The following is a 24,028-nucleotide window of genomic DNA, read 5'->3' on the forward strand; positions in this document are numbered from 1 at the left end:
CGCCATCTCCGACTTATGAACGATAGCCGCACACGCAAGAGCCGTTCGTCGCGACCGCTCGACGCCGAACTGGAAAAGGCACTACTCAAGGTATTCGGATTTCCGCACCTGCGGCCGGGTCAGGAAGAGGTCATTCGAAGCGTGCTCGACGGCGCCGATACGCTCGCCGTCATGCCAACAGGCGCCGGCAAATCGCTTTGCTATCAACTGCCGGCGCTGCAATTCGAGGGCATGACGATCGTCGTATCGCCGCTCATATCGTTGATGCGCGATCAGGCTGCCAAGCTCGCGGAAGCGGGCGTGGCGACGAGGGTTCTGAATAGCACGCTCAAGGCAAGTGAAGCGCGCGAAGCAATGCAGGCTATCGCCGATCATGCGGTTCGCATACTGTTCGTCACGCCCGAGCGTCTCGTCGATGCCGAGTTCAACGCAACACTTCTTGCTGACGGCATGCCTGAAGTTCCGCTCGTGGTGATCGACGAAGCGCATTGCATTTCGCAGTGGGGACACGACTTCCGTCCCGCGTACGTCGAACTCATTCATGCGGTCAAGACGCTGGGCCGACCGCCGGTGCTCGCGCTGACGGCAACCGCGACGCCCGCGGTCGTCACGGACATCGTGCGTGAATTGCAGATGCGCCACGCAAACGTGATCCATACGGGCGTGTATCGCGAGAACCTGCATTTCTCCGTCGAGCAGTTGACGAATCCCGAGGAGAAACGCGCGCGTGCAATCGAACGCGTGAGCGCAATGCAAGGCAGCGGCATTGTGTATTGCTCGACGGTGGCCGAGTGCGAGGCGCTGCATGCCGCGCTCGTCGATGCCGGCGTCGAGGCCGAGCGTTATCACGGCAAGCTTGCGGCGAGTGTACGTTCGGAAGCGCAGGACGCTTTCATGGAAGATCGCGTGCGCGTGATGGTGGCGACCAATGCATTCGGCATGGGGATCGACAAGCCGGACATTCGCTTCGTGCTGCATGCGCAGATGCCCGGCAGCCTCGATGCGTACTATCAGGAAGCAGGCCGCGCGGGCCGTGATGGCGAGCCTGCGGATTGCATTCTGCTCTTCGAGATGAAGGACAAGCAGGTTCAGCAGTTCTTTCTCGGTGGCCGCTATCCGAGTGCGGAGACTATTCGACTCGTGGCCGAAACCGTATGCAAGCTCGCCAAGGAAGACGCTGGCCACACGCTGCAGAAGCCGCTTGAACGCTTGCAGGAAGCGATGCCGAATATCGGTGCGAACAAATTGCGCGTGGCGGCAACATTGTTGAACGAACTCGGCATGACGCGGCGCACGCAGCGCGGCGGCATGAAACTCATCGACGATGGCGCGGCCTTCGCGCATCTCGATCAAGCAGCGGGCGCGTACACCGCGAGAGCGGAGCGTGACCGCGCGGTGCTGGAACGAATGATCACGTACGTGCAGAGCGCGCAATGCCGCTGGCGCATCGTGCTCGACTATTTCGCTGCCGATATCGACGATGCAAAGTCGCATGAGCTTCTGCGTCAGGCGGAGATGAATTATCGATCGCCGGAGGACGAGCTCGGCGGCAAGACATGCGGTGCTTGCGATAATTGCCTGCATCCGCCGGAGATCAGCGTAAGCGCGCGTGAAGAACGTGAGCACGCACGCGTCGATGAAGCGTCGAAGCCGCTGGGCAAACTAAAGACTTTCGAAGCGGGCGATCGTGTTCGCGTGCGTCGCTATGGCGTGGGCACGGTGGAAATGATGAGCGGTGAAAGCGTTGCCGTCCGCTTCGCCGATGACTCGACGCGCACGTTCGTCGCGCAATTCGTCAAGCGCGCTTCTTAAGTTTTTTTTAGCGTTTTCTTAGCATTTCCCAAGCGTGCGGCTTAAGCGCTTTAAGTCATGAAAGCGCGTTTAGCGACGCTTGACAATCAAGCGCAATCAAAGCGTAAAAGGGCGGCTTCCTCTCGCAAAGCCGCCCCTGTCCCTGGACTGCAATTCGGAGTTCCTCAGGACATGACGAAGCGTAACAACCCGATCGCCAACAACAAACCGCATGTCTCGCAAATGGCTCTTGCGTGGATCGGTGGAATGCCGTCGTTCATGCACAACACGAAACCTCGTCTGTATTACTCGCCAAGAGACCTAAACGTCTGAGCTTAAAGGGATATGAAGCGTCCACTTAGCTTAGTGCGGTTTTAGCAAAATATTGTTTCCTGGCGACCGCAGCGGAATAAACGAAGTGCTCACATATAGTGTCCCTCAAGTTTCTTGAGGAGCGAGCTTCTGCTTGCGCGGTAGCCTGATCTTGAAGAAGCCTGGTCTTGAACATGAACACTTAGCAGGGCACTTAGAGAACCATGAAAAAAACTCTTCTCATCGCAGGCGTTCTTGGCACATTCGCCGCCACGGCTCAGGCGCAAAGCAGCGTCACCTTGTACGGCACGCTCGACGCGGGCCTCGTCTACACCAACAACTCCGCGGGACACAGTAACTGGCAGCAAGGCAGTGGTTCGGTATCGGACACGTATTTCGGTTTGCGCGGGTCTGAAGATCTGGGCGGCGGAATGCACGCGCTTTTCAAGTTGGAAAGCGGCTTTAACCTCAACAACGGCAGCTATAGCGAAAGCAACTCCATGTTCAGTCGTCAGGCGTATGTCGGCTTGCAACATGACCAGTACGGCACGATCACGCTCGGTCGCCAATACGACTCCATGGTCGATTACCTCGCGCCCTTGTCGGAGCCGGGCGGCGGCTATGGCAATAACCTGACGGCGCATCCGTTCGATAACGACAACCTCGACAACTCGTTTTCGATCAAGAATGCAGTGAAGTATCAAAGCGCCAACTACGGCGGCTTCAAGTTCGGCGGCTTGTATGGCTTTAGCAATGACGCCGGCCAGTTCTCGAACAATCGCGCATGGAGTGCGGGTGCTTCGTACAGCACGGGTCCGTTGAACTTTGCGGCGTCTTACCTGCAAATCAATAACTCGCGCACGGGCAATACGGGCGGCGCGGTAGCGGCGGGTCAAGGCAGCAACAACAATCTGACCGCCGATCAGCAACGCACCTTCGGCGCAGGCTTGAATTACGCTTATGGCCCGGCGACCGTCGGCTTCGTGTGGACGAATACGCATTACGACAACCTGATCGCGGCGTCGCAAGGCGGCTCCACGTTCGCGTTGCCGGGCGGCACGAACCTGCATATGAACAACTTCGAACTGAACGGCCGCTATGCGTTGACGCCTGCGCTCGATCTCGACGCGTCCTACGCGTACACCGACGGCAAGATCAACGGCGCAAACGGCTCGGGCGATCCGAAGTGGCATACGGTGTCGCTCAAGGCGGATTACTCGCTCTCGCGTCGCACGGATGTGTACGTCGAAGGCGTGTATCAGCATGCTTCGGGCGAGCTTGGCAATGCAGGCGCCAATGTCGCGATGATCAACACGCTGTCGCCTTCGACGACGCAGAATCAGGTGGCGGCGGCGGTCGGCTTGCGTCACCGCTTCTAAGCGTGCGTGCTTCGTTGTTGCCCTAGCATCACGCGATAAAAAGGGGCTGCGATCTCATGATCGCAGCCCCTTTTGCTTAAACAACGAAGCGCTTATTTCTTCTCTTCCGAGCGCTTGACGAGCTGTTCGAAATCCTGCGCCGCGCCGCCCGTTCCCGCTGCCAGCCGCGCCAGCGCCGAAGCCGCCGTATCGCGCCGCACGCCGCTTTCCGGCCGATACTGCTTAGGCAACGCAATGAAGAACGTCGCGCCATGATCCGGCTGGCCTTCGCCCCAGACCTTGCCCCCATGACGCTCGATGATCCGCCGCACGTTCGCAAGTCCGATTCCCGTGCCATCGAATTTTTCATCGACGTGCAGCCGCTGGAACACGCCGAAGAGCTTGTCCACGTAGCGCATGTCGAAGCCCACGCCGTTGTCGCGCACGAAGTACACCGTGTAGCCCGCGAGTTCGCCCGTGCCTTCCCGCGAGCCGATTTCGATGACCGGTTGCTCGCGCGCGCCGCTGAACTTGACCGCATTGGCGATGATGTTGTTCAACGCCACATGCAAAAAGACGTGATCCGCTTCGGTGGGCGGCAGCGCATCCACCTTCCAGTGCACACGCGCTGACGTTTCCTCGTCGATGTCGGTCTGGATGACCGTATGCACGAGCGCATGCATATCGACCTTATGCGGCCGCAACGCCGCGCGGCCGAGTTGCGCGAAGGAAAGCAGGTCGTCGACGAGACGCCCGCCGAAGCGCGCCGATGTCACGATACGCTCCAGATAGCCGCGCCCACGCTCCGACAGTTTCTGGCCGTCCATCTGCTTGAGCAGATCCGCAAAGCCCACGATATGCCGCAACGGCGCTCGCAGATCGTGCGACACCGTGTACGAAAAGCCTTCCAGTTCGTGATTTGCGCGGCCGAGTTCGGTCGCCAGTTGCGCGATCTCTTCCGCACGCCGCAGCACGATGCCGAGCACGGCCGCGCGGAACTCCAGCGCAATCTCGCGCTCGGCGGTGCGCCACGGCAAGGAGCGATTGCGCACCTCGTCGGTCCACGTTTCGAAGCTCACGCGCGGCGAGAGCGAAGAAGAAAGCCCCGTTAGCTTCGCGCGCGGATCGCCTGCCCATTCGATGGTCTGCACCACCTCGCGGCGAAACCAGATCACGTAATTGCGATAGATCTTCGAGATCGATACCGCGAGAAAACCCGCGACATTCGGCGAATCTGGCAGCACGGGACAATCCGCCGATGCGCGATCCGACAGCACCACGTCCTCGCTTTGCTGATCGAGCCAGTCGACAAGCGCTGTCACGTCGTGCTCGCTCGGCGTCACGCCGATGAGCGACGTGCGCCCCTCGAAGATCACCGCCGCGCCCGATGCCCGCGTCAAGCCGAGCAGGTCGTTCGAGTCGTTGACCAGGGCTTCGACGAAGCTGTCGGTATTGGCCATCGACGAAAGCAGCTTCGAAAGCATGCGGCGCAGTTCGAGCCGGTAATGGGCTTCGTTTTGTGTTTCACGCGCCTCGATCTGCAGCGAGACGATCTGCGCGACATGCTCGCAAGCCGTGCGTACTTCGAAGGGCGGCAGGCGCGGCGTCGCGTGATGACAGGAGATCAATCCCCAGAGCGTGTCGTCGACGACGATGGACATCGACATCGAGGCAAGCGTGCCCATGTTGCGCATATATTGCAGATGGACGGGCGAGACGCTGCGCAAGGACGCGTAGGTGAGATCGGTCGGCCGGCCAGTCTGCGGATGCAGCGCGGGCACGAGCGGCGCGGCTTCGTAATCGGCGTTCGAAATCAGGCGGATGCGATTGCGCTTGTAGAGTTCGCGCGCCTGGGCGGGAATATCGGACGCGGGGAAATACTGGTTCAGGTATGACTGATAGCCCGGCTCGATGGCTTCGGCGAGCACGTGGCCGTTGCCGGCTTCGTCGAATTGATAGACGAGCGTGCGCCCGAAACCGGTAATGCGCGCAATCTCCGTCGCCGCGAACTGGCAAAGCTGCTCGACCGTGCGCATGGACTGCACTTCGGTGACGAAGGAGCGCACGAGCGGATACATGCTCGAAAACACTTCGGCGGTATGTTGCGCGGGTTCCAGTTCAACGAAGAGCAAGCCTTCATGCCGATGCACGACGAGCGCGAACGGGCCGCTTTGGCTCCAATGATCGATGACGACATTGCCCGTGTGGATCGTCGCGCCATCGCGCGTAAGCCTTCCCAATTCGGCGACGGCGCGGCGGCTGGCTTCATCGCCGATGACGAACGACAGCGGTTCGCCGAGGCAACGCTCGGGCGCGATCGACGTGAGTTGCGCGACATTGCCACTCACTTGCAAGATCGTGCCTTGTGCGTCGATGCTCAAGAGAAGACCGTGCGGCTGGATGCCGCCGGGAACGTGAATGGGCTCGCGCGCGCATTCGGCATACGCCGATGCATCGGGCGCATTGAATTCACTGCTGTGTGCGGTGGAGGAGTTGTCCGTCATTGTCTCGATAAGGCGTTTCGGCGGCGCAAAGGCACGCCGGTTTGTCCAATGGCCGCAAGCTTCCAGGCAGCAGACGCATTAAGACGACGATCGGGTCGCGGGCTTCGTGCGGCCCTAACACGATGGTCGAAGACGATTTACGGTTCGCACGCCGGTCCTCGAGCCGGATTTTTTTCTGCATGTCGATGCGGCACGGCCGGTCATTTCTACTCCGGGCGGCGCATCCTGGCTGATGAAGCAATTGTAAGCGGGCATCGCAATCCTTGTTTTCAGACCGGCGCATTCATGCGGATATTCGGGCATACCGGCGCTTTCGCATGAATCGTTCCGCGCTTCGAGTCGCACGAAGTCTCGCGGTACAGTGGCAGTTGGTCACGAGCCTTTCATGGAGTCCGACCGTGAAATCCGGCACGGAAAAGAGCGCGCCTTGGGTGGAGGAATATGCACGGACCGCGTCCGCCATGTGGTGCGGCGACCAAGTGCGTATTCGCAATGTCCGCAACTTTGTCTACCGAACGCGGGACGAAGCCACGCCCGCCTATTTCGACGCCATCTATGAGATCTCGCGACTACAGACGGTCGATCTCGTGGTGTCGCGCTGGACGCATGAATCCATTGCACATGTGTTCGTAAGCTTCGGTTTCGACGATGGCCGTTATCTCTCCATCTCCATCGAAACGCGCCGTCGGCAAGGGCAGCATTATTCGACGTGGCGCGGCTTCTTCAAGCATTACGATCTGATCTATGTCGTGGCCGACGAGCGCGATCTGATCGGCGTGCGTACCGATATACGGCGCGAACGCGTGTCGCTGTATCGCGCGCAGGTCACGGCCGCCACCGTGCGCGCGCTGTTCAAAGACTACATGCAGCGCGTGAACGACCTGAACGAACGCGCCGAGTTCTATCACACGCTCTTCAACAACTGCACGAGCAATATCCTGCATCACGCGCGAACGGTCGCGCCGCATCTTCGTTATAGCTGGAAGGTGCTGCTAAGCGGCCACGCCGACGACTACACCTATCGCATGGGCCTGCTCGACAACACCTCGACGTTCGATGAACTCAAGCGGCGCAGTCTCATTGTGCGGCCGGAAGGCGCGCTGATCGACGAAGACTTTTCGGCGGCGATCCGGCGCGCTCATTGAGTGCTTGGGTCAGCCGGCCGTTCTCGCGGCGACGCTGCCGGAACCGGCATGAAGCGCCCGGCGTGCGCAAAGCGCGAGCAACACGCACGACAGCCCGTTGAAGAGAAAGAGTCCGCGCGGACCGAAGACGGTCATCAATAGCGAAGCCAGCGCCGGACCGGTCATGCCGCCGAGCGAGAACAGCACGAGCAAGGTCGCCGAGATGGCGACGCGCAAATGCGCCTCCGTTCTATCATGCACGTGCGAAACGATGAGCCCGTATTGCGTGAACGTCACCGCGACATACGCCAGCGTGCCGCACCACACCACCGCGCGAAAATCGAAGCACAGCAGCACGAAGCTCAAGGTCGCCGAAATCGATGCCGTGTAGAACACGAGACGCCGCCTGTCCACCTTGTCGGAGAGACGGCCCATCGGCCATTGCGGCAGGAGTGCGCCGATCAGCGCCACGCCCATGAAGGTCGCGAGTTCGCTCGTCGAAAAGCCGGAGCGTTGAAGATAGACCGGCGTCATCGAATAGAACGCGCTGTAGAGAAAGCCCGCGAGAATGCAGCCCGGAACCGCGAGCGGCGTCGCGGCCATCATCTCGCGCAGGCTCTCGCGCCAGGTTCGGGCGGGCACGCGGTCGAGGTTTTCATCGGCGACCTTGACGGGCCAGCCTTCCAGCAAGGTCACGGGCAGCACGGCGGCGGCGAACAGCGCGGCGGCGATGGAGAATTGCTGCGCACCCGTGCCCGCGCCGACATTCAGCAAGAACTGCCCGGTGCCGACCGCGAGATAGTTGATGGCTGCATACGAGCCGAAGACCTGGCCGCGCCGCTCGTTCTCCACCGTGCCGTTGAGCCAGCTCTCGATGGACGTATAAAGCCCCATGAACGCGACGCCCGTGAGAATACGCACGAGCGCGAGGAGCCACGGCGACTCGCTCGCGCCGAACGCCAGCGCGAGAATCGACGCGGCCGCTGAAAAAGCCACGAATGTCCGATGCTGCCCGATCCGGTCGATGAGCCGCCGGTTCACCACCGCGCCGAGAATGAAGCCCAGGTAATAACACGACTGAATGAGGCCGATCACGAGCGTCGGATAACCCGCCTGCAGGATGCGCAGCGGTATCAGCGTCTGGAAGAGTCCGTTTCCCGCGACGAGCAGCGCATAGCCGCACAACAGGCCCGCGAGCGCGCGATAACTGCTGCCCGCGCCGCCGGGCGGTGGCGGCGGAAGCGGGTCGCCGCCCGAAGGCGGTGTCTGACGGCCGAAGAGCTTGGCTTCGGTGAGCGGTCCGGTCCGTGCGATGGATGAGGACTCCGGCGTTGTCTCGCTCTGTGTCTGATCGGAAAACTGCGGCGTTTCGTCTGCTATTTTTGTCATGACACTCGTTTGCGTTCGGAACGGCCCTTGGTCGAGGCGCGTTCGCACCCGATGCTACCTGAAACCGGAACGGCGCCTGAGCACGTGTGCGACCAATTCGTGATCGACACCGACATCGTGGCGCTTTCGAGCTTCGCCTCGCGCGCTCACGGTCACGCCATTAGCGAGTACGATGTCAGGCCGCCGCGTGACGATGCGGACATTGAGACGAGGAGCGCCTTTGCGACAGACGTTCGATATTCGCCGTGGTTGGCCCGCGCATCGGCGCGCCGGTAGCGCATGACGCGGGCATCGAAGGGGAGCGTGCGGTTCACGCGGCTCGCGTGCTGCATTGCCGCCGCTCATGCCGCTGTTTATGCCGCCGCTTATACCGATGCAGCGCACGCGCAGTCGTATAAAGACGTCGCGCCGATTGCCCCGCCCGCCGCCGAGCGTCCGCGTGCACCGCAGCCGCCCGCCGAATCCGGCGATGCGTCGCAGGCCGTAGCGATCGCGGATTTACGCGGCATCGCTTTCGTGCGCTCGGACGGCGCGGCCGGTTCCGCCAGCACGCAAGGCACGCAAGGCACGCAGAGCGCTGCGATCACGGCCAGTGGCGCGCCGCTGCTCGATTCCGCTTTCCTCGATACCTTCGCGGCCGATCTCGCCCATCCGCTCACCTTCGCGCGTCTGGCCGAAATTCGCCGCGCCGTCGTGCAGCGTTATCGCGAGGCGGGCCTGCCGCTCGTCGATGTCTACGTGCCCGAGCAGGACGTGAGCGACGGCGTGGTGCGCATTGCGATTGCCGAGTTTCGCGCGGGGCGCGTGCTCCCTCAAGGCAATCGCTATTTCTCCGATGCGCTCCTCGCCCGCGAGATGCCGCTGCCCGCTGGCGAGCCGATCCGCGAAGCCGATGTCGCCGCGGGCCTCGCGCTCCTGAATTCGAACCCGTATCGCCGTGTCGACGTGATCTATGCGCCGGGCGCCGCCGCGAATACCACCGATGTCGTCCTGCAGACCGAAGACCGGCTGCCGTTGCGCGTCTACGGCGGCTACAACAACGACGGCGTGCCGGACCTGGGCCGCGACCGCCTGCTTGCGGGTTTCGACTATGGCAATCTGTTCGGCACGGATGCGCGCATCGGCTATCAGGCGACGGCGAGCAACGACCTCATTTCGGGTAATCCGGATATCGAAGGGCGGCCCAACCGGGCGCGCTTCGTCGCGCATTCGTTCAACCTGATTGCGCCGCTGCCGTGGCTCGACCGTATCGAACTGTTCGGGGTGTATGCGCAAAGTACGCCACGCTTGCCGGACAGTTACGGACAGACGGGCACGAGCGCGCAGCTCAGTTTTCGCTACGACTGGCGTCTTCCGCCGCTCGACAAGGCGGGTGCGTGGCAGCAGCAACTGCAACTCGGCTACGACTTCAAGCGCTCGAACAACGACCTCGAATTCGGCGGCTTTCAGGTGTTCAATGCCAATACGCACGTCCATCAGTTCGTGCTTGCCTACGATCTGACGAAGAGCGACGCATCCGGCGACACGCATCTGAATGCATCGCTCTACGCGAGCCCCGGCTATCTCGACGGCAGCAACAACAGCGACGCCTTCGATACCGCGCGTCTCGGCGCGAAGCCGCGCTATCAGTATCTTCAACTGTCCGCGCAACGCGATACGCCGCTGGGTGCGACGGGCTTTTCGGTATCTGCGCGCGGGCTCGTGCAGTGGACCAACAACACGCTTTTGCCGAGCGAGGAACTCGGGATTGGCGGCGACTCGACCGTGCGCGGCTACGACCCGTACGCGGCGCAAGGCGATCGCGGCTGGAACGTGCAGACGGAGTTGCGCTCGCCGGCCATCACGTTCGGCTTCGCGGCGATGCAGCCGTTTGTGTTTTTCGATGCAGGGCACGTGTGGAACCGCATCCCCGAAGCGGGCGAGGTCAACAATGCATCGCTTGCGAGCATCGGCGGCGGTGTGCGTTTTCAGATGAGCCGCTTCGTCACGTTCAGGGGAACGCTCGGGTTCCCGCTCAGGGCAGTCGTGCCGAATGCCTCGAAGGCGCCGTTGGGGGAGATTTCGGTGGTGATCGGGAGTTGAGCTTCACGCCCAAGAAAAAGGCCGAACGAGCGTCCGGCCTTCCGCACCACGAACTCAATGTCAGCTAGATCAGAACGCGTGCCGCAAAGCCACTCGCGCGACGAACTGATTCGAATTCGACGACACTTGCTGCGCGCCCGGAATATACGCGTTGTCCAGCACCGAATCCGTCGAAGGCCCGTGGATTTTCTGATAGGCGCCTTGCACATAGACGTCCGTGCGCTTGGACAGGAAGTAATCCGCCATCAAGCCGAACGAATGAATCTTCGGCTTGACCGTGCCTGAAGCCGCGTCGTACGTCTCGATGGAATACACATACTGCGCGCCGATGAAGAACGCCGGCGTGAACTGGTACTTGCCGTTCACTTCGAAGTTCTGATACTTGACGGCGTTGAGCGTGTTGCCTGCTGCCACGAGCGTGCCGCCTATATAGCCATTGGTCGACGGATCGCGATAACTCGAATTCGTATAGGCGAAGCCTGCCGTTGCGGGGCCGAACGAGTAGTTTACGCCCGCGCCGTAGACCTGCATGCGTCTCGCGACGAAGCTCGCATCGTTGGCCGCGATGGCGCCAATGCCACCCGCGCCGACGCCGTCCGCGCGCATATATGCCGCGCCGGCCAGCAAGCCGCCATTCGCATACGAAGCGCCGACGCTATACAAGCGGTTGTCCGCGAAACCCGTGCTGTTGCTTAAGCCATACAAGCCGCCGAACTTGAAGCCGCCGAAAGACGGACTCGCATACTTCACCGCGTTGTTCACGCGAAACGAGTTGTCCGTGTTGTCGTTGTCGAACGGATGCGCGAACAGATAGCCCGCGAAGTTGCCGTTGGCGGTGGTCGGCGCAAGGTAATCGACGACGGAATCGTACTGACGCCCAAGCGTCACCGAACCGAAGCGTTCGTTCTGCACGCCCACGAAAGCCTGACGGCCGAACATGCGGCCACCCTGACCCGCCGCGCCGTTGCTCAGGTTCAAACCGCTTTCCAGTTGATACACGGCCTGAGTCGCGCCGCCGAGATCTTCGACCCCGCGCAAGCCCCAGCGGCTGCCCGACGCATAACCGCTCGTCAATTCGTAGGCGTGATTTCCGCCGACGTTGCTCGTGTAGTCGAGGCCTTCGTCGAGCACGCCATACAGCGTGACGCTGCTCGCTGCAAAGACGGAGGAAGACAGGCAGCAGACCGCTGCGAACAGAATGGCTTTAATTCTCATGAAAGTCTCAAGTTTTCTTGTTTTATCCGATGACGTCGGCATCGCTCACGCGAAAACGCCAAGGATGGCTAACGATGAGCGACGGATTGTGCGTGATCGACGCGCGCTTGCAAAGGGATTTCGCCGAACATCGAACGTGAGTTTTTTGAATGTTCTGCCAGCAAATTCTTCGCTTGTCGCTGCAGCGCGAAGCGCGGAAAAATGGGCCGAAAGTCGTAAGAGGCAGCCGCGACATCAGCGGCGCTGGTTTTTCCGCTGCGGCCGCCGTCGCCCGTCATCGAACCAGGAATCATCGAGAAACATGAAGTCAGAACGCAATTTCGTGAACGGATGTTTCATCGCGCCCGCAAGCGATCAACGCACCGCCGTCGTCAATCCGGCTACCGAAGAAGTGCTCGGCCACGTGCACAACGCAACGCGCGAAGAGGCGCTGCAAGCCGTTGAATTCGCCGCCACCGCGCAAAAGCGCTGGCGCGTGATGCCCGCCGCCGAGCGCGCGGTGCACATGCAGCGTCTCGCGGACGCCATCGTCGAAGCCTCCGCCGATATCGGCGCGGCGCTCGCCTCCGAGTCGGGCAAGAGCCTGACGGACGCCACCAACGAAGCCATCTACGCCGCTCAGATCACGCGCTATCACAGCGAATGGGCGCGGCGCATCGAAGGCGAAGTCATTCCGAGCGATACGCCCGACGAAAACCTCGTGCTGCATCGCGAGCCGATAGGCGTCGTCGCCTGCCTGATTCCCTTCAATTTCCCCATCTACACGCTGCTGCGCAAGGTTGCGCCGGCGTTGATCGCGGGCAATACGGTGGTCGTGCGCCCGAGCAACAACACGCCGCTGTCCGCGTTCGAATTGGCGCGCGCCGTCGAACGCGCTGCATTGCCGCCGGGCGTCGTCAATATCCTGGCGATGGATCACGCCACCGCCGAAGCCGTCTGCACGCATCCGGCCGTCGGCATGATCACGCTGACGGGCAGCGTTTCCGCGGGCCGCAAGGTGCTCGATTACTGCAAGGCAAATATTGCGAAGCCTTCGCTGGAACTGGGCGGCAAGACGCCCGCGATCATCGAGCCGGATGCCGACTTGCAGAAGGCCGCGCGCGAACTCGTCGCCTCGAAGCTCACGCATGGCGGTCAGATTTGCACGGCCATCGAGCGCGTTTATGCGCACGCGAGCATCCATGATGAATTCGTTCGCCTGCTCAAGGAGCAGATGCTGGCCAAGCAGATCGGCGACCGTTTCGAAGACGCGAGCTTCATGGGGCCGCTCGTCAACGAGGCATCGCGCAAAGGCATTCACGCCATGGTGATGCGCGCGGTCGAGGCAGGCGCTGTGCTCGAAACCGGCGGCGAAGTGCCGAAGCGCAAGGGCTTTTTCTATCCGCCGACGCTCTTGTCCAACTGCCGTCAGGACATGGAGATCGTGCAGGAAGAAACCTTCGGGCCGGTGCTCGCCGTCGTGCGCTACGGCACGCTCGATGAAGCCATCGCGATGGCGAACGATCATCAATTCGGTCTTTCGTCCGTGCTTTACACCGAAAACTATCGCACGGCGATGAAGGTCGCCAACTCCATCGAAGCGGGCGAGCTTTATATCAACCGCACGCCGGCCGATCCGTATCAAGGCTTCCACGCGGGCTGGAAACGCTCCGGCATCGGCGGTGACGACGGCAAGCACGGCATGCTCGAATTCACGCAGACGCGTCTCGTCGTCATGAAGTACTGACCCCGGCTGTGTCTTCTCGCGAGGACGCCGCCGTTTTCCTTTTCCAACTCACACAAAAATATATGAAGGCTGCGGGCTTTGCGCCCGCGGTTCATCGAGGAGCCTCCCGTGTCATCGAATCCCGCTCAAACCAGCCAGGGCGCGGCTGCGCTGCCGCTCAAAAGCGCGCGCGCCGACCGCTATCTGCAACTCGCGCTGCTCGTGGTCGCCGCCGGCGCGATCTATCCAATTCTGTATTTGCGGCAGGTCTATCAGCCGACGATGCTCGAAGTCTTCCGCATCACCGAAGAGCAACTCGGCTATCTCTACTCCGCGCTCGGCACGATCTTCCTGATCTGCTATTTGCCAAGCGGCTGGCTTGCGGACCGCGTCGCGCCGCGCGTGCTCATCTGTTTTTCGTTGATCGCGACCGGCGCGCTCGGGCTGTGGTATTCGACGGCGCCTTCGTTCGCCTCGCTGATCGTGATCTTCGGCTGCTGGGGTTTGACGACCGGCCTCACGTTCTGGGCCGCCATCATCAAGCGCGTGCAGATGATCGCCGCCGCCGACGAGCAAGGCCGCTTCTTCGGCTTTCTCGATGGCGGTCGCGGCTTGATCGAAGCGCTGCTCGCGACCATCGCGATTTCGGTCTTCGCCTATGTGACGCACACGCGCGGCGACTCCACCGCGGCGGGTTTCAAGCTCGTGGTCTATATGTACGCGTTTCTGTGCATCCTGCTTGGCGTGGTGCTCGGGCTGGTTCGCGATCCCGACGCGGGCGCCACCGCCGTGGCGAAGCGCAAGAGCAACGTGCTGCGCGACCTCGCCCTGCTGCTGAAGAATCCGCAATTGTGGCTGCTCGCGGCCATCGTGTTCTGCGGCTATCAGGTGTTCTGGGCGACGTACAGCTTCTCGGCGTATCTGCATGAGAAGGAGATTGGCCTTTCCGTGGTCGCGGCGGGTTTCATCACCACGCTCAAGCTGTGGATGCGTCCTATCGGCGGCATCGGCGGCGGCTTTCTCGGCGACCGCTTCTCGAAGTCTTCCGTGCTCGTGTTCGCCCTCTTCGCAGCCGCGCTATCGCTTGTCGTGCTGATCGTCGCGCCGGGCATTTCGAGTCACGTGCTGATCGCCGTGGTCGTGCTGTTCATCGGCGTGATGACCTATGCCATTCGCGGTCTCTACTGGTCCCTGCTCGACGACTGCAAGGTGCCGGCCGAGACGAGCGGTCTCGCCATCGGCCTCATCTCGGTGATTGGCTACTCGCCGGACGCATTCCTGCCGCTCGTCAACGGGCATCTGACGCAGAACTATCCCGGCGTGCTCGGCTATCAAATGTACTTCGGCTATGTCGCCGTGATGGCCGCGCTCGGCGGTGTCGCCGCGCTCGTCTTCAAGCATCGGCTCAAACGCATGGAACGCAAGGAATCGCAGCAATGAAAATCGCCGCACTGGAAACTCATATCGTCGCCGTGCCGCCGCCGCATGTCGGTGGCATGTACTGGATCTTCGTGAAACTGCGCACGGATTGCGGCATCGAGGGCGTCGGCGAGATTTACTCGGCCACGTTTCATCCGAAGGCGATGACGCCGATCATCGAAGATGTATTCGAACGCTATCTGCTCGGCCACGATCCGCATCATGTCGAGCGCTTCTATCGCGAAGCCTTTTCGAGCGGCTTCACGCAACGCCCCGACCTCACCATGATGGGCGTCGTAAGCGGCCTTGAAATGGCGTGCTGGGACATCATCGGCAAGGCGGCGGGCAAGCCCGTGTACGAACTGCTCGGCGGCCGCGTGCACGAGCGTCTGCGTTCCTACACGTATCTTTATCCGAAGAACAGTCGTGGCGAATACGACTACGACGACCCGGACCTCGCGGCGGAATGTGCCGCGCACAACGTCGAACTCGGTTTCACGGCGGTGAAGTTCGATCCGGCAGGCCCGTACACGGCGTATTCCGGCCACCAGATTTCGCTCGAAGTCATGGACCGCTGCGAAACCTTCTGCCGCAAGGTGCGTGAAGCGGTTGGCAGCAAGGCCGATCTGCTGTTCGGCACGCACGGACAGATGGTGCCATCGTCGGCGATCCGCCTCGCGCAACGCCTCGAAAAGTTCGATCCGCTGTGGTTCGAGGAGCCCGTTCCGCCGGGACAGGAAGACGCGATGGCGCAAGTCGCCGCGAAGACGAGCATTCCGATTGCGGCGGGCGAGCGTCTGACCACGAAGTACGAGTTCTTCAAGCTGCTCGAAGCGCGCGCCGCATCGATTCTGCAATTCAACGTCGGACGCGTGGGCGGGCTACTCGAAGCGAAGAAGATCGCGAGTCTCGCCGAAGTGCATTACGCGCAGATCGCGCCGCATCTGTACAACGGGCCTGTCGGCGCGGCGGCCAGCGTGCAGATCGCGGCGTGCTCGCCGAACTTCCTGATTCAGGAAAGCATCGGCACGTGGGACGGTTTTCACGCCGAAGTGCTGAAGACGCCGATTCGCTGGGAAGACGGCTACATCATTCCGTCGAACGAGCCGGGTCTTGGCGTCGAACTGAACATGGACGTGGTGCGCGCGCATACGCCTTATACCGGCGACCGTCTGCATCTGCAGATGACACCCCGGCCTTTCGACGTGAAAGACCTCGCGCCTGCCAAAGGCTGACACTCACCGGAATACTCAAGCATGGAATTCGATTACATCATCGTGGGCGCGGGTTCGGCGGGCTGCATTCTCGCCAACCGTCTGACGGAGTCGGGACAGTATTCGGTCCTGCTGCTCGAAGCGGGCGGCGAGGACGCGTCGTTCTGGTTCAAGGTCCCGGTCGGCTTCACCAAGACCTACTACAACCCCGAATACAACTGGATGTACTACAGCGAGCCGGAAGCGCAGCTGAACGACCGCAAGCTGTATTGCCCGCGCGGCAAGGTGCAGGGCGGCTCCGGCTCCATCAACGCGATGATCTACGTGCGCGGCCAGCCGCACGATTTCGACGACTGGGCGAAAGCGGGCAATCGCGGCTGGAGCTTCAAGGACGTGCTGCCGTATTTCCGTCGCGTGGAATCGCATCCGCTTGGCAACACGGAGTATCACGGCGCGAACGGCAAGATCCGCGTTTCGCCGATGAAGGACGACGCGCATCCGATCTGCCAGGACTTTCTGCAAGCTGCGGAAGAAGCGGGCTTTCCGCGCACCGACGACTTCAACGGCCCGAAGTACGAAGGCGCGGGCATCTACGATGTCAACACGCGCGACGGTCAGCGTTCGTCGAGCAGCTTCGAGTATCTGCATCCGGTGATGGAGCGCGGCAATCTGAAGATCGAGCGCAACGTGACGGTGCGCCGCGTGTTGTTCGACGGCGCGCGCGCCATGGGCGTGCTCGCCTCGCGTAATGGCCAGGACTTGCAGCTCCGGGCGAAGCGCGAAGTGATTCTCTCGGCGGGTGCCGTCGATACACCGAAGCTCATGCAACTCTCCGGTATCGGCGAAGCGGAGTTACTCGCGAAGCATGGCGTGACGCTCGTGCATGAGCTGCCGGCGGTCGGCAAGAATCTGCAGGACCATCTGTGCGTGAGCTTTTACTATCGCGCGACGGTAAAGACGCTGAACGACCAGTTGGGTTCGCTCATCGGCAAGGCGAAGGTGGCGCTGCAATATCTGATGACGCGCAAGGGACCGCTCGCCATGAGCGTGAACCAGGCGGGCGGCTTCTTCAAGGGCGCCGACGACGAGCTGGAGCCAAACCTGCAGCTCTACTTCAACCCGCTGTCGTACCGCATTCCGAAGAGCAGCAAGGCGCAACTCGAACCGGAACCGTACTCGGGCTTTTTGCTGTGCTTCAATCCGTGTCGCCCGACGAGCCGCGGTTCGGTGGAAATTGCGTCGGCGAAGGTCGAGGATGCGGCGAAGATCCGCATCAACGCGCTGACGACGGCGAAGGATATCCGCGAAGTCATTCAGGGCAGCAAGCTCATTCGCCGCATCATGGGCACGAAGGCGCTGCGCCAGGTCACGGCCGAGGAAATCTCGCCGGGACCGGGCGTGAAGAGCGACGAAGACATGCTCGCGTATTTTCGCGACCAGTCCGGCTCGATCTATCACCTGTGCGGTTCCTGCGCGATGGGTCCGGACGCGCGCACCTCCGTGGTCGACGAGCGTCTGCGCGTGCATGGCATCGATGGTTTGCGCATCGTCGATGCATCGGTGTTCCCGAACATCACCTCCGGCAACCTCAACGCGCCGACGATGATGGTCGCCGAGAAGGGCGCGGACATGATTCTCGAAGATTCGCGTCGTGGGGTGGTCGAGGCGTTGAAGCCGCTCGAACTTCCCGTCGCCGCATGAACGAAGCGGGTCTAGGTTGCGCGCCGCCGCCGGTCGGATAACCGGCATAAATTGACTCGATTCGTAAAATGCTGTCAAAGAGCGGCACGACTGGCGTGAAGCGCGTGTTAAATGCGCGCACGTCAGACGAGACAGGAGACAGTTTTGAAGCGGAAGATGCCCGCCCTGAACGCGCTCAGGGCTTTCGAAGTGGCTGGCCACACCGGCAGTTTCACGCGTGCGGCGGAAGTGCTGCATGTCACGCAAAGCGCGGTGAGCCGTCAGGTCCGCCAACTCGAAACGCAACTCGGCGAAGCCTTGCTGCTGCGCCGTCATCATCATCTGGAGTTGTCGGCCACGGGGCGCCTGCTGCTGCAGGCGCTCAAGATGTCGTTCGATCGCATCGAGCTGACGGTGCGCAGCATTCAGGAGAAGACGCATCTCAAGCGCTTGCGCATCAACGTGCCGCCGACCTTCGCGAGCCGCTGGCTCATGCCGCGCCTGCCATCCCTTCGTGCTGCCGCGCCTGAAGTCGAAGTCACCCTGACCACGCGCCGCACCGACGAGCTCGTCGAATCCGGCGCGCTCGATTGCGCCATTCGCTTCGGCAACGGCGAATGGGCCGGGCTCGACAATCAATTGCTGATGAACGAGCGGCATATCGCCGTGTGCTCGCCCGAATTGCTGGGCGAGCGCGCGACGACCTCGGTGGACCTGAATGCGTTCACCTTGCTGCATGTGCTCGCAAGCAACGATCAGCGCTATCTCACTTGGCAACACTGGCTGAACGCGGCGGGCATCGACGATGTCGATACCCACGACGGCTACGAATTCGACCTGCTCGATCATTCGATCCATGCGGCGGTGGATGGCATTGGCGTCACCATCGCGGATCGTCACATGATCGCGCCGGAGCTTGCGCGCGGCGCGCTCGTGCCGCTACTGGATGTCGAAGTGGACGGGCATCAGTCGTACTGGCTCGTGACGCGCGCTGGACAGGACGATGCTCCGCATGTCGCGATGTTTCGCGAGTGGCTGCGCGGACAGGTCGACGAGCAGCAGCGATGCTTTGCGCGGATGCGGGCGGCAAGATGAGTCACGAGTCGCCGGGCGCCGAGCTCTTGCGTCCGTCCACGGATAACCCCGGCGGGTTGTAAGCCTGCATCGTCAGATGTTGTAGGCGGGCGTGATTGCCGCATCGCCGAGTGTGAACTAGAACAGCGCGATGTTCTTCGAGTGGCGGTCGGCGTTGCGCACGATTCGCGGCCTGAAGGCTACAAAACAGGCTCATGCAGATTTTTGTAGCGCTCAGGCTGCGGCGACCTTGAGGTTTGAGCCGCGAAGGCCGGACGCAACCGCCTGTCGACTCGTTACCATAGGGAAAAAACCAATCTAGCGAGACACCATGCGCCGCCTGCCCTCACTCACCGCGCTACGCTTCTTCGAAGAAAGCGCGCGCCACATGAGCTTCAACAAATCCGCCGCCGCGTTGTGCGTGACGCCAGGCGCGGTCAGCCGCCAGATTCGTCTGCTCGAAGACGCGCTCGGCGCGCGGCTTTTCGACCGCGATCACAAAGGCATACGCCTGACCGCGCAAGGGACGGAGTTGCTCGCGTGCGTCTCCGAGGCGTTCGATTCCATTGAACGCACGACCCGCAAGCTCTCGATTTCTCCGAAGAGCGAACGCAAGCGGCTCACGGTGAGCGCGCCGCCGACGTTCGCATCGCGCTGGCTGTCGCCACGTCTCGGTTCGCTGATGGACGCGGTGCCCGACATCGACCTCTCGGTGCGCACCGACGCCACGGGCGAGTTTCAATGCACGATCCGCTTCGGGCACGAGGCGCGGGCGGATCATCGGTCGGCGTTGCTGTTCATCGAGCGGCATGTGCTCGTCGGCGCGTCGAAGTATGCGGGCCAGGACGTCGTGGCGCTGCTGGAACGCCTGCCCGCGCTGCACGTTCTGCACAACGACGCGCGCCTCACGCTTTGGCCGAACTGGCTCGATGCCGCGAGCCTGTCGCGCGGTTTCGCGGAAAACGGCGTCGAGTTCTCGACACTCGATCAGGCGATTCGCGCCGCGCTAGCCGGAACCGGCCTCGCGGTGGTGGACCGCAACATGATCGCGGACGAGTTGCACGACGGCACGCTTGCGCAACTGTCGCCGGTGGAATCCACGGGGCCTTATGGATACTGGCTGGACATCGGGCCGTCGGCTGCCGCGCAGGATCATGTGCAGGCGTTCGCGGAGTGGCTGCGTGGCGAAGGGGTGACAAACGCGAACGCAGCGCAGCCTTGAAGCAGTTCAGTTGCCACTCGCCTCGTTCAACGTCAGATGCTTCGTTTCCGGCGCCCATGCAATCGAAACCAGCATCCCGATGAACAGCACCGCGGCGAGCGCGAGCATCGTTACCTTGACGCCGACGCCCGCAATGCCCAGTGGCAACAGAAACGTGCCGATAGCCGAGCCAAGGCGGCTGCATGCAATCGCCAGTCCGACGCCGCACGCGCGCGCCTCGGTCGGAAAGCACTCGGGCGGAAACACGCCGACCAGGTTTGAAAACGCGGACATGGTCAGTGTGAAAAGCGCGAACGCCGCGATCATCCAGAGCGACGCCGACGATGGCAGCACCGCAAGCGCCAGCAGCGACACGCACGTCACCGCGAACGAGCCGATCAGGAACGCGCGCCGCGAGAGCTTGATCGTCAGCCAGATGCCGAGCAACGCGCCTATCACGAGCACGCCGTTGAGCAGCAGATCCGCGCCCGAGCCCTCGTTCAGATCGATCGCCTTGAGGATGCTCGGCAGGAATGTGTAGATCGCGAAATACGGGATCACGAGGCACACGAAGAACGCGCAATTGAAGATGGTGCGGCGGATCAGATCCGGCTTGAAGAGCCGCGCGAAGCCGCCGGGCGGAGCGAAGTGTTCGCCGGCGTCGGCGTCGAGCGTCACGTTCGGGCCGAAGTGCTTGCGCACGATACGCCGCGCTTCATCGCCACGACCGCGGCCGAGCAGCCAGCGTGGCGACTCTGGCGTGCCGATACGCAACACGAGTACGAGAAACGCCGGAATGCCAGCCGAGGCGAGCAGCCAGCGCCAGGCGTCCGGCGAGGCATTGGCGTAATGCATGCCGAGCACGTTCGCAATCACGTAGCCGATGGTCCAGATCACGCTGAACGAGCCGAGCAGGGTGCCGCGATGCTTGCGCGGCGAAAACTCCGCGAGAATCGCGTGACCGACCGCGAAGTCGCCGCCCATGCCGAAGCCGATCAACACGCGCAACGCAACGAGCATCGCGGGCGTGGTCGCATAAAACTGCGCGAACGCCGCCGCCGTGATGATGATGAAGCTCAGCAGAAAAATCTTCTGCCGCCCGAGCCGGTCGGACAGCCAGCCGAATACGAGGCTGCCGAAGAAGATGCCGATCAGCGCGGACGAGCCGAGCATGCCCATCCAGAACGCATCGAGCGGAACCTGCCGGTTCATCGACGCCAGCGCGTAACCGATGGTGCCAAGCGCATAACCTTCCGTGAAATGCGCGCCGAACGTCAGCCCCGCGATCTTGATATGAAAGCGGTTGAGCGGAACGTCGTCGAGCGTGACGCGGCCGGCGCCAGGCGACGAGGCGAGATGCGCATCGAGCGCATCGGGAGTGACGATTCGAGTATCCAAGGGTGTCTCCTCCACTGCATGAATTGCCGCGCGCGTGCTGGTGCGTGCTTGTGGTTATGGGTGCGCGCGGCGCCGACAGAAGCTGATTCAGCGGCCAAGCCCCGCCATCATCATGTATTTGAGTTCGACGTATTCATCGAGCCCGTACTTCGAACCTTCACGGCCGAGCCCCGACTGCTTCACGCCGCCGAACGGCGCGACTTCCGTCGAGATGATTCCCTCGTTGATGCCGACCATGCCGCTTTCCAGCGCCTGAGTGACACGCCACGCGCGGCCCAGATCGCGCGTGTAGAAATAGGCCGACAGGCCGTAGGGCGTGTCGTTCGCAAGCGCGACGACTTCTTCCTCGGTCGCGAAGCGGAAACACGCCGCGACCGGGCCGAAGGTTTCCTCCTCGGCGATCAGCATCGAAGGTATGGCATCGGCGAGCACGGTCGGCTCGTAAAACGTGCCGCCCAATGCATGCGCTTTGCCGCCTGTCAGCACCTTGGCGCCTTTTTGCACGGCATCCGCGACATGGGTCTTCACTTTCTCGAGCGCCGCCTCGTTGATGAGCGGACCTTGATCGAACGCGCCTTCGAGACCGTTGCCCGCTCGCAAGGCGTGCACGGCGCGCGTCAGGGCTTGCGTGAAGGCATCGTAGACGCCGTCCTGCACGTAGAAGCGATTCACGCACACGCACGTCTGCCCCGTGTTGCGGAACTTCGATGCCATCGCGCCTTGCACGGCGGCGTCGATATCGGCGTCGTCGAACACGATGAAGGGCGCGTTGCCGCCGAGTTCCAGCGAAAGCTTCTTGAGCGTATCCGCGGATTGCTTCGCGAGCAGTTTGCCGACGCGCGTCGAGCCGGTGAACGAGAGCTTGCGCACGTGCGGCGACGCCGTGAGCGTCTCGCCGATAGCCACCGCATCGCCCGATACGATGTTGAACACGCCGGCCGGAATGCCCGCCTCTTCCGCCAGCACCGCCAGCGCGAAGGCCGATAACGGCGTCTCCTCCGATGGCTTCAGCACCATCGTGCAACCGACCGCAATCGCGGGGCCGGCTTTGCGCGTGATCATCGCGAGCGGGAAGTTCCACGGCGTGATGGCCGCGACCACGCCGACTGGCTCGCGCGTGACGATGATCTGCGAATGCGGCTTCGGGCTCGGGATCACGTCGCCGTAGCTGCGCTTCGCTTCTTCCGCGAACCATTCGAGGAAGCTCGCGGCGTAGGCCACTTCGCCGAGCGCTTCGGCAAGCGGTTTGCCTTGCTCGCGCGTGAGCAGGGCGGCGAGCGCGTCGCGGTTGGCGAGCATGAGTTCGCCCCAACGCTTGACGCGGGCGGCGCGTTCCTTTGCCGTAAGCGCGCGCCACGCGGGCAGCGCGTTGCTCGCGGCATCGATTGCAAGCGATGTCTCCGCGCTGCCGCCGCGCGCCACGTTCGCGATGACTTCGCCCGTCGCTGGGTTGCGCACGGCATACGTGCTTGCGCTTACGCGCCACGCGCCGTCGATGTAATGGCCGGATCGTAAAAGGTCGCTCATGCCGCGCGCTCCATGAGTTCGTCGAATGCGCCGCGCGCCTCACGCGCTTCGCGGGCGATACGCCGTCCCGCCGTGTAATCGTTGATGAGATCGCACGGTGTGTAGTTGCGGTCGAGTTCGTGCATTTCGTCGTCGCTGAGACGCGTGTCGAGCGCGGCGAGCGCGCTGTCGAACTGCGCGGCCGAATCCGCCCCAACCAGCATGCTCGACACACCCGGACGGTTCAGCACCCATGCCTGCGCAATCTGCGCGGATGTCACGCCGCGTCGCGTCGCCACTCGCGCCACGGATGCCGCGACGCTGCGCGAAGCGGCATCGCCATACATTTGCGCGGTGAAGAAGTCGGTCTGATTGCGATTCGAGCCGGCGTCGTTCGTCAGCAGGCCGCGCGCGAGCGGACTGAACACCGACACGCCGACGCCCTGATCGATGCAATACGGAATCATCTCGCGCTCTTCCTCGCGATACGCGGCGTTCAACTGCAATTGCATGTTGATCGGCTTGTGCCAGCCGTGGCGTTCGCACGCCTGCACGATCTTGGCGAACTGCCAGGTGTACATCGTCGAAACGCCGATATAGCGCGCCTTGCCCGCGCGCACGATATCGTCGAGCGCGGCCAGGGTTTCTTCGACGGGCGTGTTCACGTCGAAAAAATGCAGCATGTAAATGTCGACGTAGTCCATGTCGAGACGCTTGAGCGACGCGTCGATGCCGTCCATCACGTGCTTGCGCGAATGGCCGCCCGCGTTCGGCGTGCTCGCCATGTCGTAGCCCACCTTCGTGGTGACGACGATATCCTCGCGCCGCACGAGCCGCTTCAGGATGCGGCCGACCACTTCCTCGCCGACGCCGGTCGAATAAAAATCGGCGAGATCGATGAAGTTCACGCCCGCATCGAGCGCATGGCGCACGATCGGCTCGCTTTGCGCTTCATCGAAAATCCAGGGCTTCCATTGCGGCGTGCCCATGTTCATGGTGCCGAGACACAAGCGCGAAACCTTGAGTCCGGACTGGCCGAGACGTACGTATTCCATG

Annotated in this window: 17 protein-coding genes; 10 read left to right on the plus strand and 7 right to left on the minus strand. The window is 62.3% G+C overall.

Translation table 11 applies throughout. The annotated features are described in order from the left end of the window. Positions 1-15: 15 nt before the first annotated feature. Complete coding sequence (locus NCR98_RS28900) at positions 16-1,812, plus strand: RecQ family ATP-dependent DNA helicase (RefSeq protein ID WP_250528071.1); 1,797 nt, start codon at positions 16-18, stop codon at positions 1,810-1,812. A 515-nt stretch (positions 1,813-2,327) separates the two neighbouring features. Then, positions 2,328-3,482 carry a porin gene (locus NCR98_RS28905; RefSeq protein WP_250469075.1) on the plus strand — a complete coding sequence of 385 codons (1,155 nt, stop codon included), beginning with the start codon at positions 2,328-2,330 and terminating at the stop codon, positions 3,480-3,482. A gap of 92 nt (positions 3,483-3,574) precedes the next feature. On the opposite strand, the gene NCR98_RS28910 is transcribed toward NCR98_RS28905, so the two are convergent. Next, positions 3,575-5,965 carry an ATP-binding protein gene (locus tag NCR98_RS28910; protein ID WP_250528072.1) on the minus strand — a complete coding sequence of 797 codons (2,391 nt, stop codon included), beginning with the start codon at positions 5,963-5,965 and terminating at the stop codon, positions 3,575-3,577. A gap of 398 nt (positions 5,966-6,363) precedes the next feature. Here NCR98_RS28910 and NCR98_RS28915 point away from each other — a divergent pair, with 398 nt between their 5' ends. Then, positions 6,364-7,110, plus strand: a complete 747-nt coding sequence (locus NCR98_RS28915; protein ID WP_250494416.1) for an Lnb N-terminal periplasmic domain-containing protein — start codon at positions 6,364-6,366, stop codon at positions 7,108-7,110. Between the two features lie 9 nt (positions 7,111-7,119). Here the strand turns inward: NCR98_RS28915 and NCR98_RS28920 are convergent, their stop codons facing one another. Continuing rightward, a complete protein-coding gene (locus NCR98_RS28920; RefSeq protein ID WP_244829817.1) occupies positions 7,120-8,478 on the minus strand; it encodes an MFS transporter in 1,359 nt (452 codons plus the stop codon). 279 nt (positions 8,479-8,757) lie between these two features. On the opposite strand from NCR98_RS28920, the gene NCR98_RS28925 reads away from it, so the two are divergent. After that, positions 8,758-10,560 carry a ShlB/FhaC/HecB family hemolysin secretion/activation protein gene (locus tag NCR98_RS28925; protein WP_250528073.1) on the plus strand — a complete coding sequence of 601 codons (1,803 nt, stop codon included), beginning with the start codon at positions 8,758-8,760 and terminating at the stop codon, positions 10,558-10,560. Between the two features lie 69 nt (positions 10,561-10,629). Here NCR98_RS28925 and NCR98_RS28930 read toward each other — a convergent pair whose 3' ends face one another. Beyond that, positions 10,630-11,775, minus strand: a complete 1,146-nt coding sequence (locus NCR98_RS28930; RefSeq protein ID WP_250528074.1) for a porin — start codon at positions 11,773-11,775, stop codon at positions 10,630-10,632. Between the two features lie 68 nt (positions 11,776-11,843). Beyond that, the gene (locus NCR98_RS28935) at positions 11,844-12,068 is read right to left on the minus strand and encodes a hypothetical protein (RefSeq protein WP_250469080.1); all 225 of its coding nucleotides are present in this window, start codon (positions 12,066-12,068) and stop codon (positions 11,844-11,846) included. A gap of 8 nt (positions 12,069-12,076) precedes the next feature. Here NCR98_RS28935 and aldA point away from each other — a divergent pair, with 8 nt between their 5' ends. From aldA to NCR98_RS28965, 6 genes are all read left to right on the plus strand, one after another. Next, positions 12,077-13,501: an aldehyde dehydrogenase gene (gene aldA, locus NCR98_RS28940; protein WP_250528075.1), complete on the plus strand. Its 1,425-nt coding sequence runs from the start codon at positions 12,077-12,079 to the stop codon at positions 13,499-13,501. A gap of 108 nt (positions 13,502-13,609) precedes the next feature. Next, positions 13,610-14,920, plus strand: a complete 1,311-nt coding sequence (locus NCR98_RS28945; RefSeq protein WP_250469082.1) for an MFS transporter — start codon at positions 13,610-13,612, stop codon at positions 14,918-14,920. Beyond that, positions 14,917-16,134, plus strand: coding sequence for a mandelate racemase/muconate lactonizing enzyme family protein (locus tag NCR98_RS28950; protein ID WP_244829812.1), 1,218 nt, complete (start codon positions 14,917-14,919; stop codon positions 16,132-16,134). The genes NCR98_RS28945 and NCR98_RS28950 overlap by 4 nt, the downstream gene beginning before the upstream one ends. Before the next feature lie 21 nt (positions 16,135-16,155). Continuing rightward, the gene (locus tag NCR98_RS28955; RefSeq protein ID WP_250528076.1) at positions 16,156-17,814 is read left to right on the plus strand and encodes a GMC family oxidoreductase; all 1,659 of its coding nucleotides are present in this window, start codon (positions 16,156-16,158) and stop codon (positions 17,812-17,814) included. Between the two features lie 156 nt (positions 17,815-17,970). Further along, positions 17,971-18,888: a LysR substrate-binding domain-containing protein gene (locus tag NCR98_RS28960; protein WP_244829810.1), complete on the plus strand. Its 918-nt coding sequence runs from the start codon at positions 17,971-17,973 to the stop codon at positions 18,886-18,888. Positions 18,889-19,198: 310 nt separating this feature from the next. Next, on the plus strand, positions 19,199-20,089 hold the full coding sequence (locus tag NCR98_RS28965; RefSeq protein ID WP_250528077.1) for a LysR substrate-binding domain-containing protein: 891 nt from the start codon (positions 19,199-19,201) through the stop codon (positions 20,087-20,089). A 6-nt stretch (positions 20,090-20,095) separates the two neighbouring features. Here the strand turns inward: NCR98_RS28965 and NCR98_RS28970 are convergent, their stop codons facing one another. The 3 genes from NCR98_RS28970 to NCR98_RS28980 all read right to left on the minus strand — a co-directional run bounded on the left by NCR98_RS28970 (position 20,096) and on the right by NCR98_RS28980 (position 24,027). Next, the gene (locus NCR98_RS28970) at positions 20,096-21,454 is read right to left on the minus strand and encodes an MFS transporter (RefSeq protein ID WP_250528116.1); all 1,359 of its coding nucleotides are present in this window, start codon (positions 21,452-21,454) and stop codon (positions 20,096-20,098) included. Positions 21,455-21,553: 99 nt separating this feature from the next. Further along, positions 21,554-22,993 carry an NAD-dependent succinate-semialdehyde dehydrogenase gene (locus NCR98_RS28975; protein ID WP_250528078.1) on the minus strand — a complete coding sequence of 480 codons (1,440 nt, stop codon included), beginning with the start codon at positions 22,991-22,993 and terminating at the stop codon, positions 21,554-21,556. Next, a complete protein-coding gene (locus NCR98_RS28980) occupies positions 22,990-24,027 on the minus strand; it encodes an aldo/keto reductase (protein WP_250528079.1) in 1,038 nt (345 codons plus the stop codon). The genes NCR98_RS28975 and NCR98_RS28980 overlap by 4 nt, the downstream gene beginning before the upstream one ends. Between the last annotated feature and the right edge of the window lies 1 nt (position 24,028).

Source organism: Caballeronia sp. GAWG2-1, assembly GCF_023631405.1.
Lineage (GTDB): Bacteria > Pseudomonadota > Gammaproteobacteria > Burkholderiales > Burkholderiaceae > Caballeronia.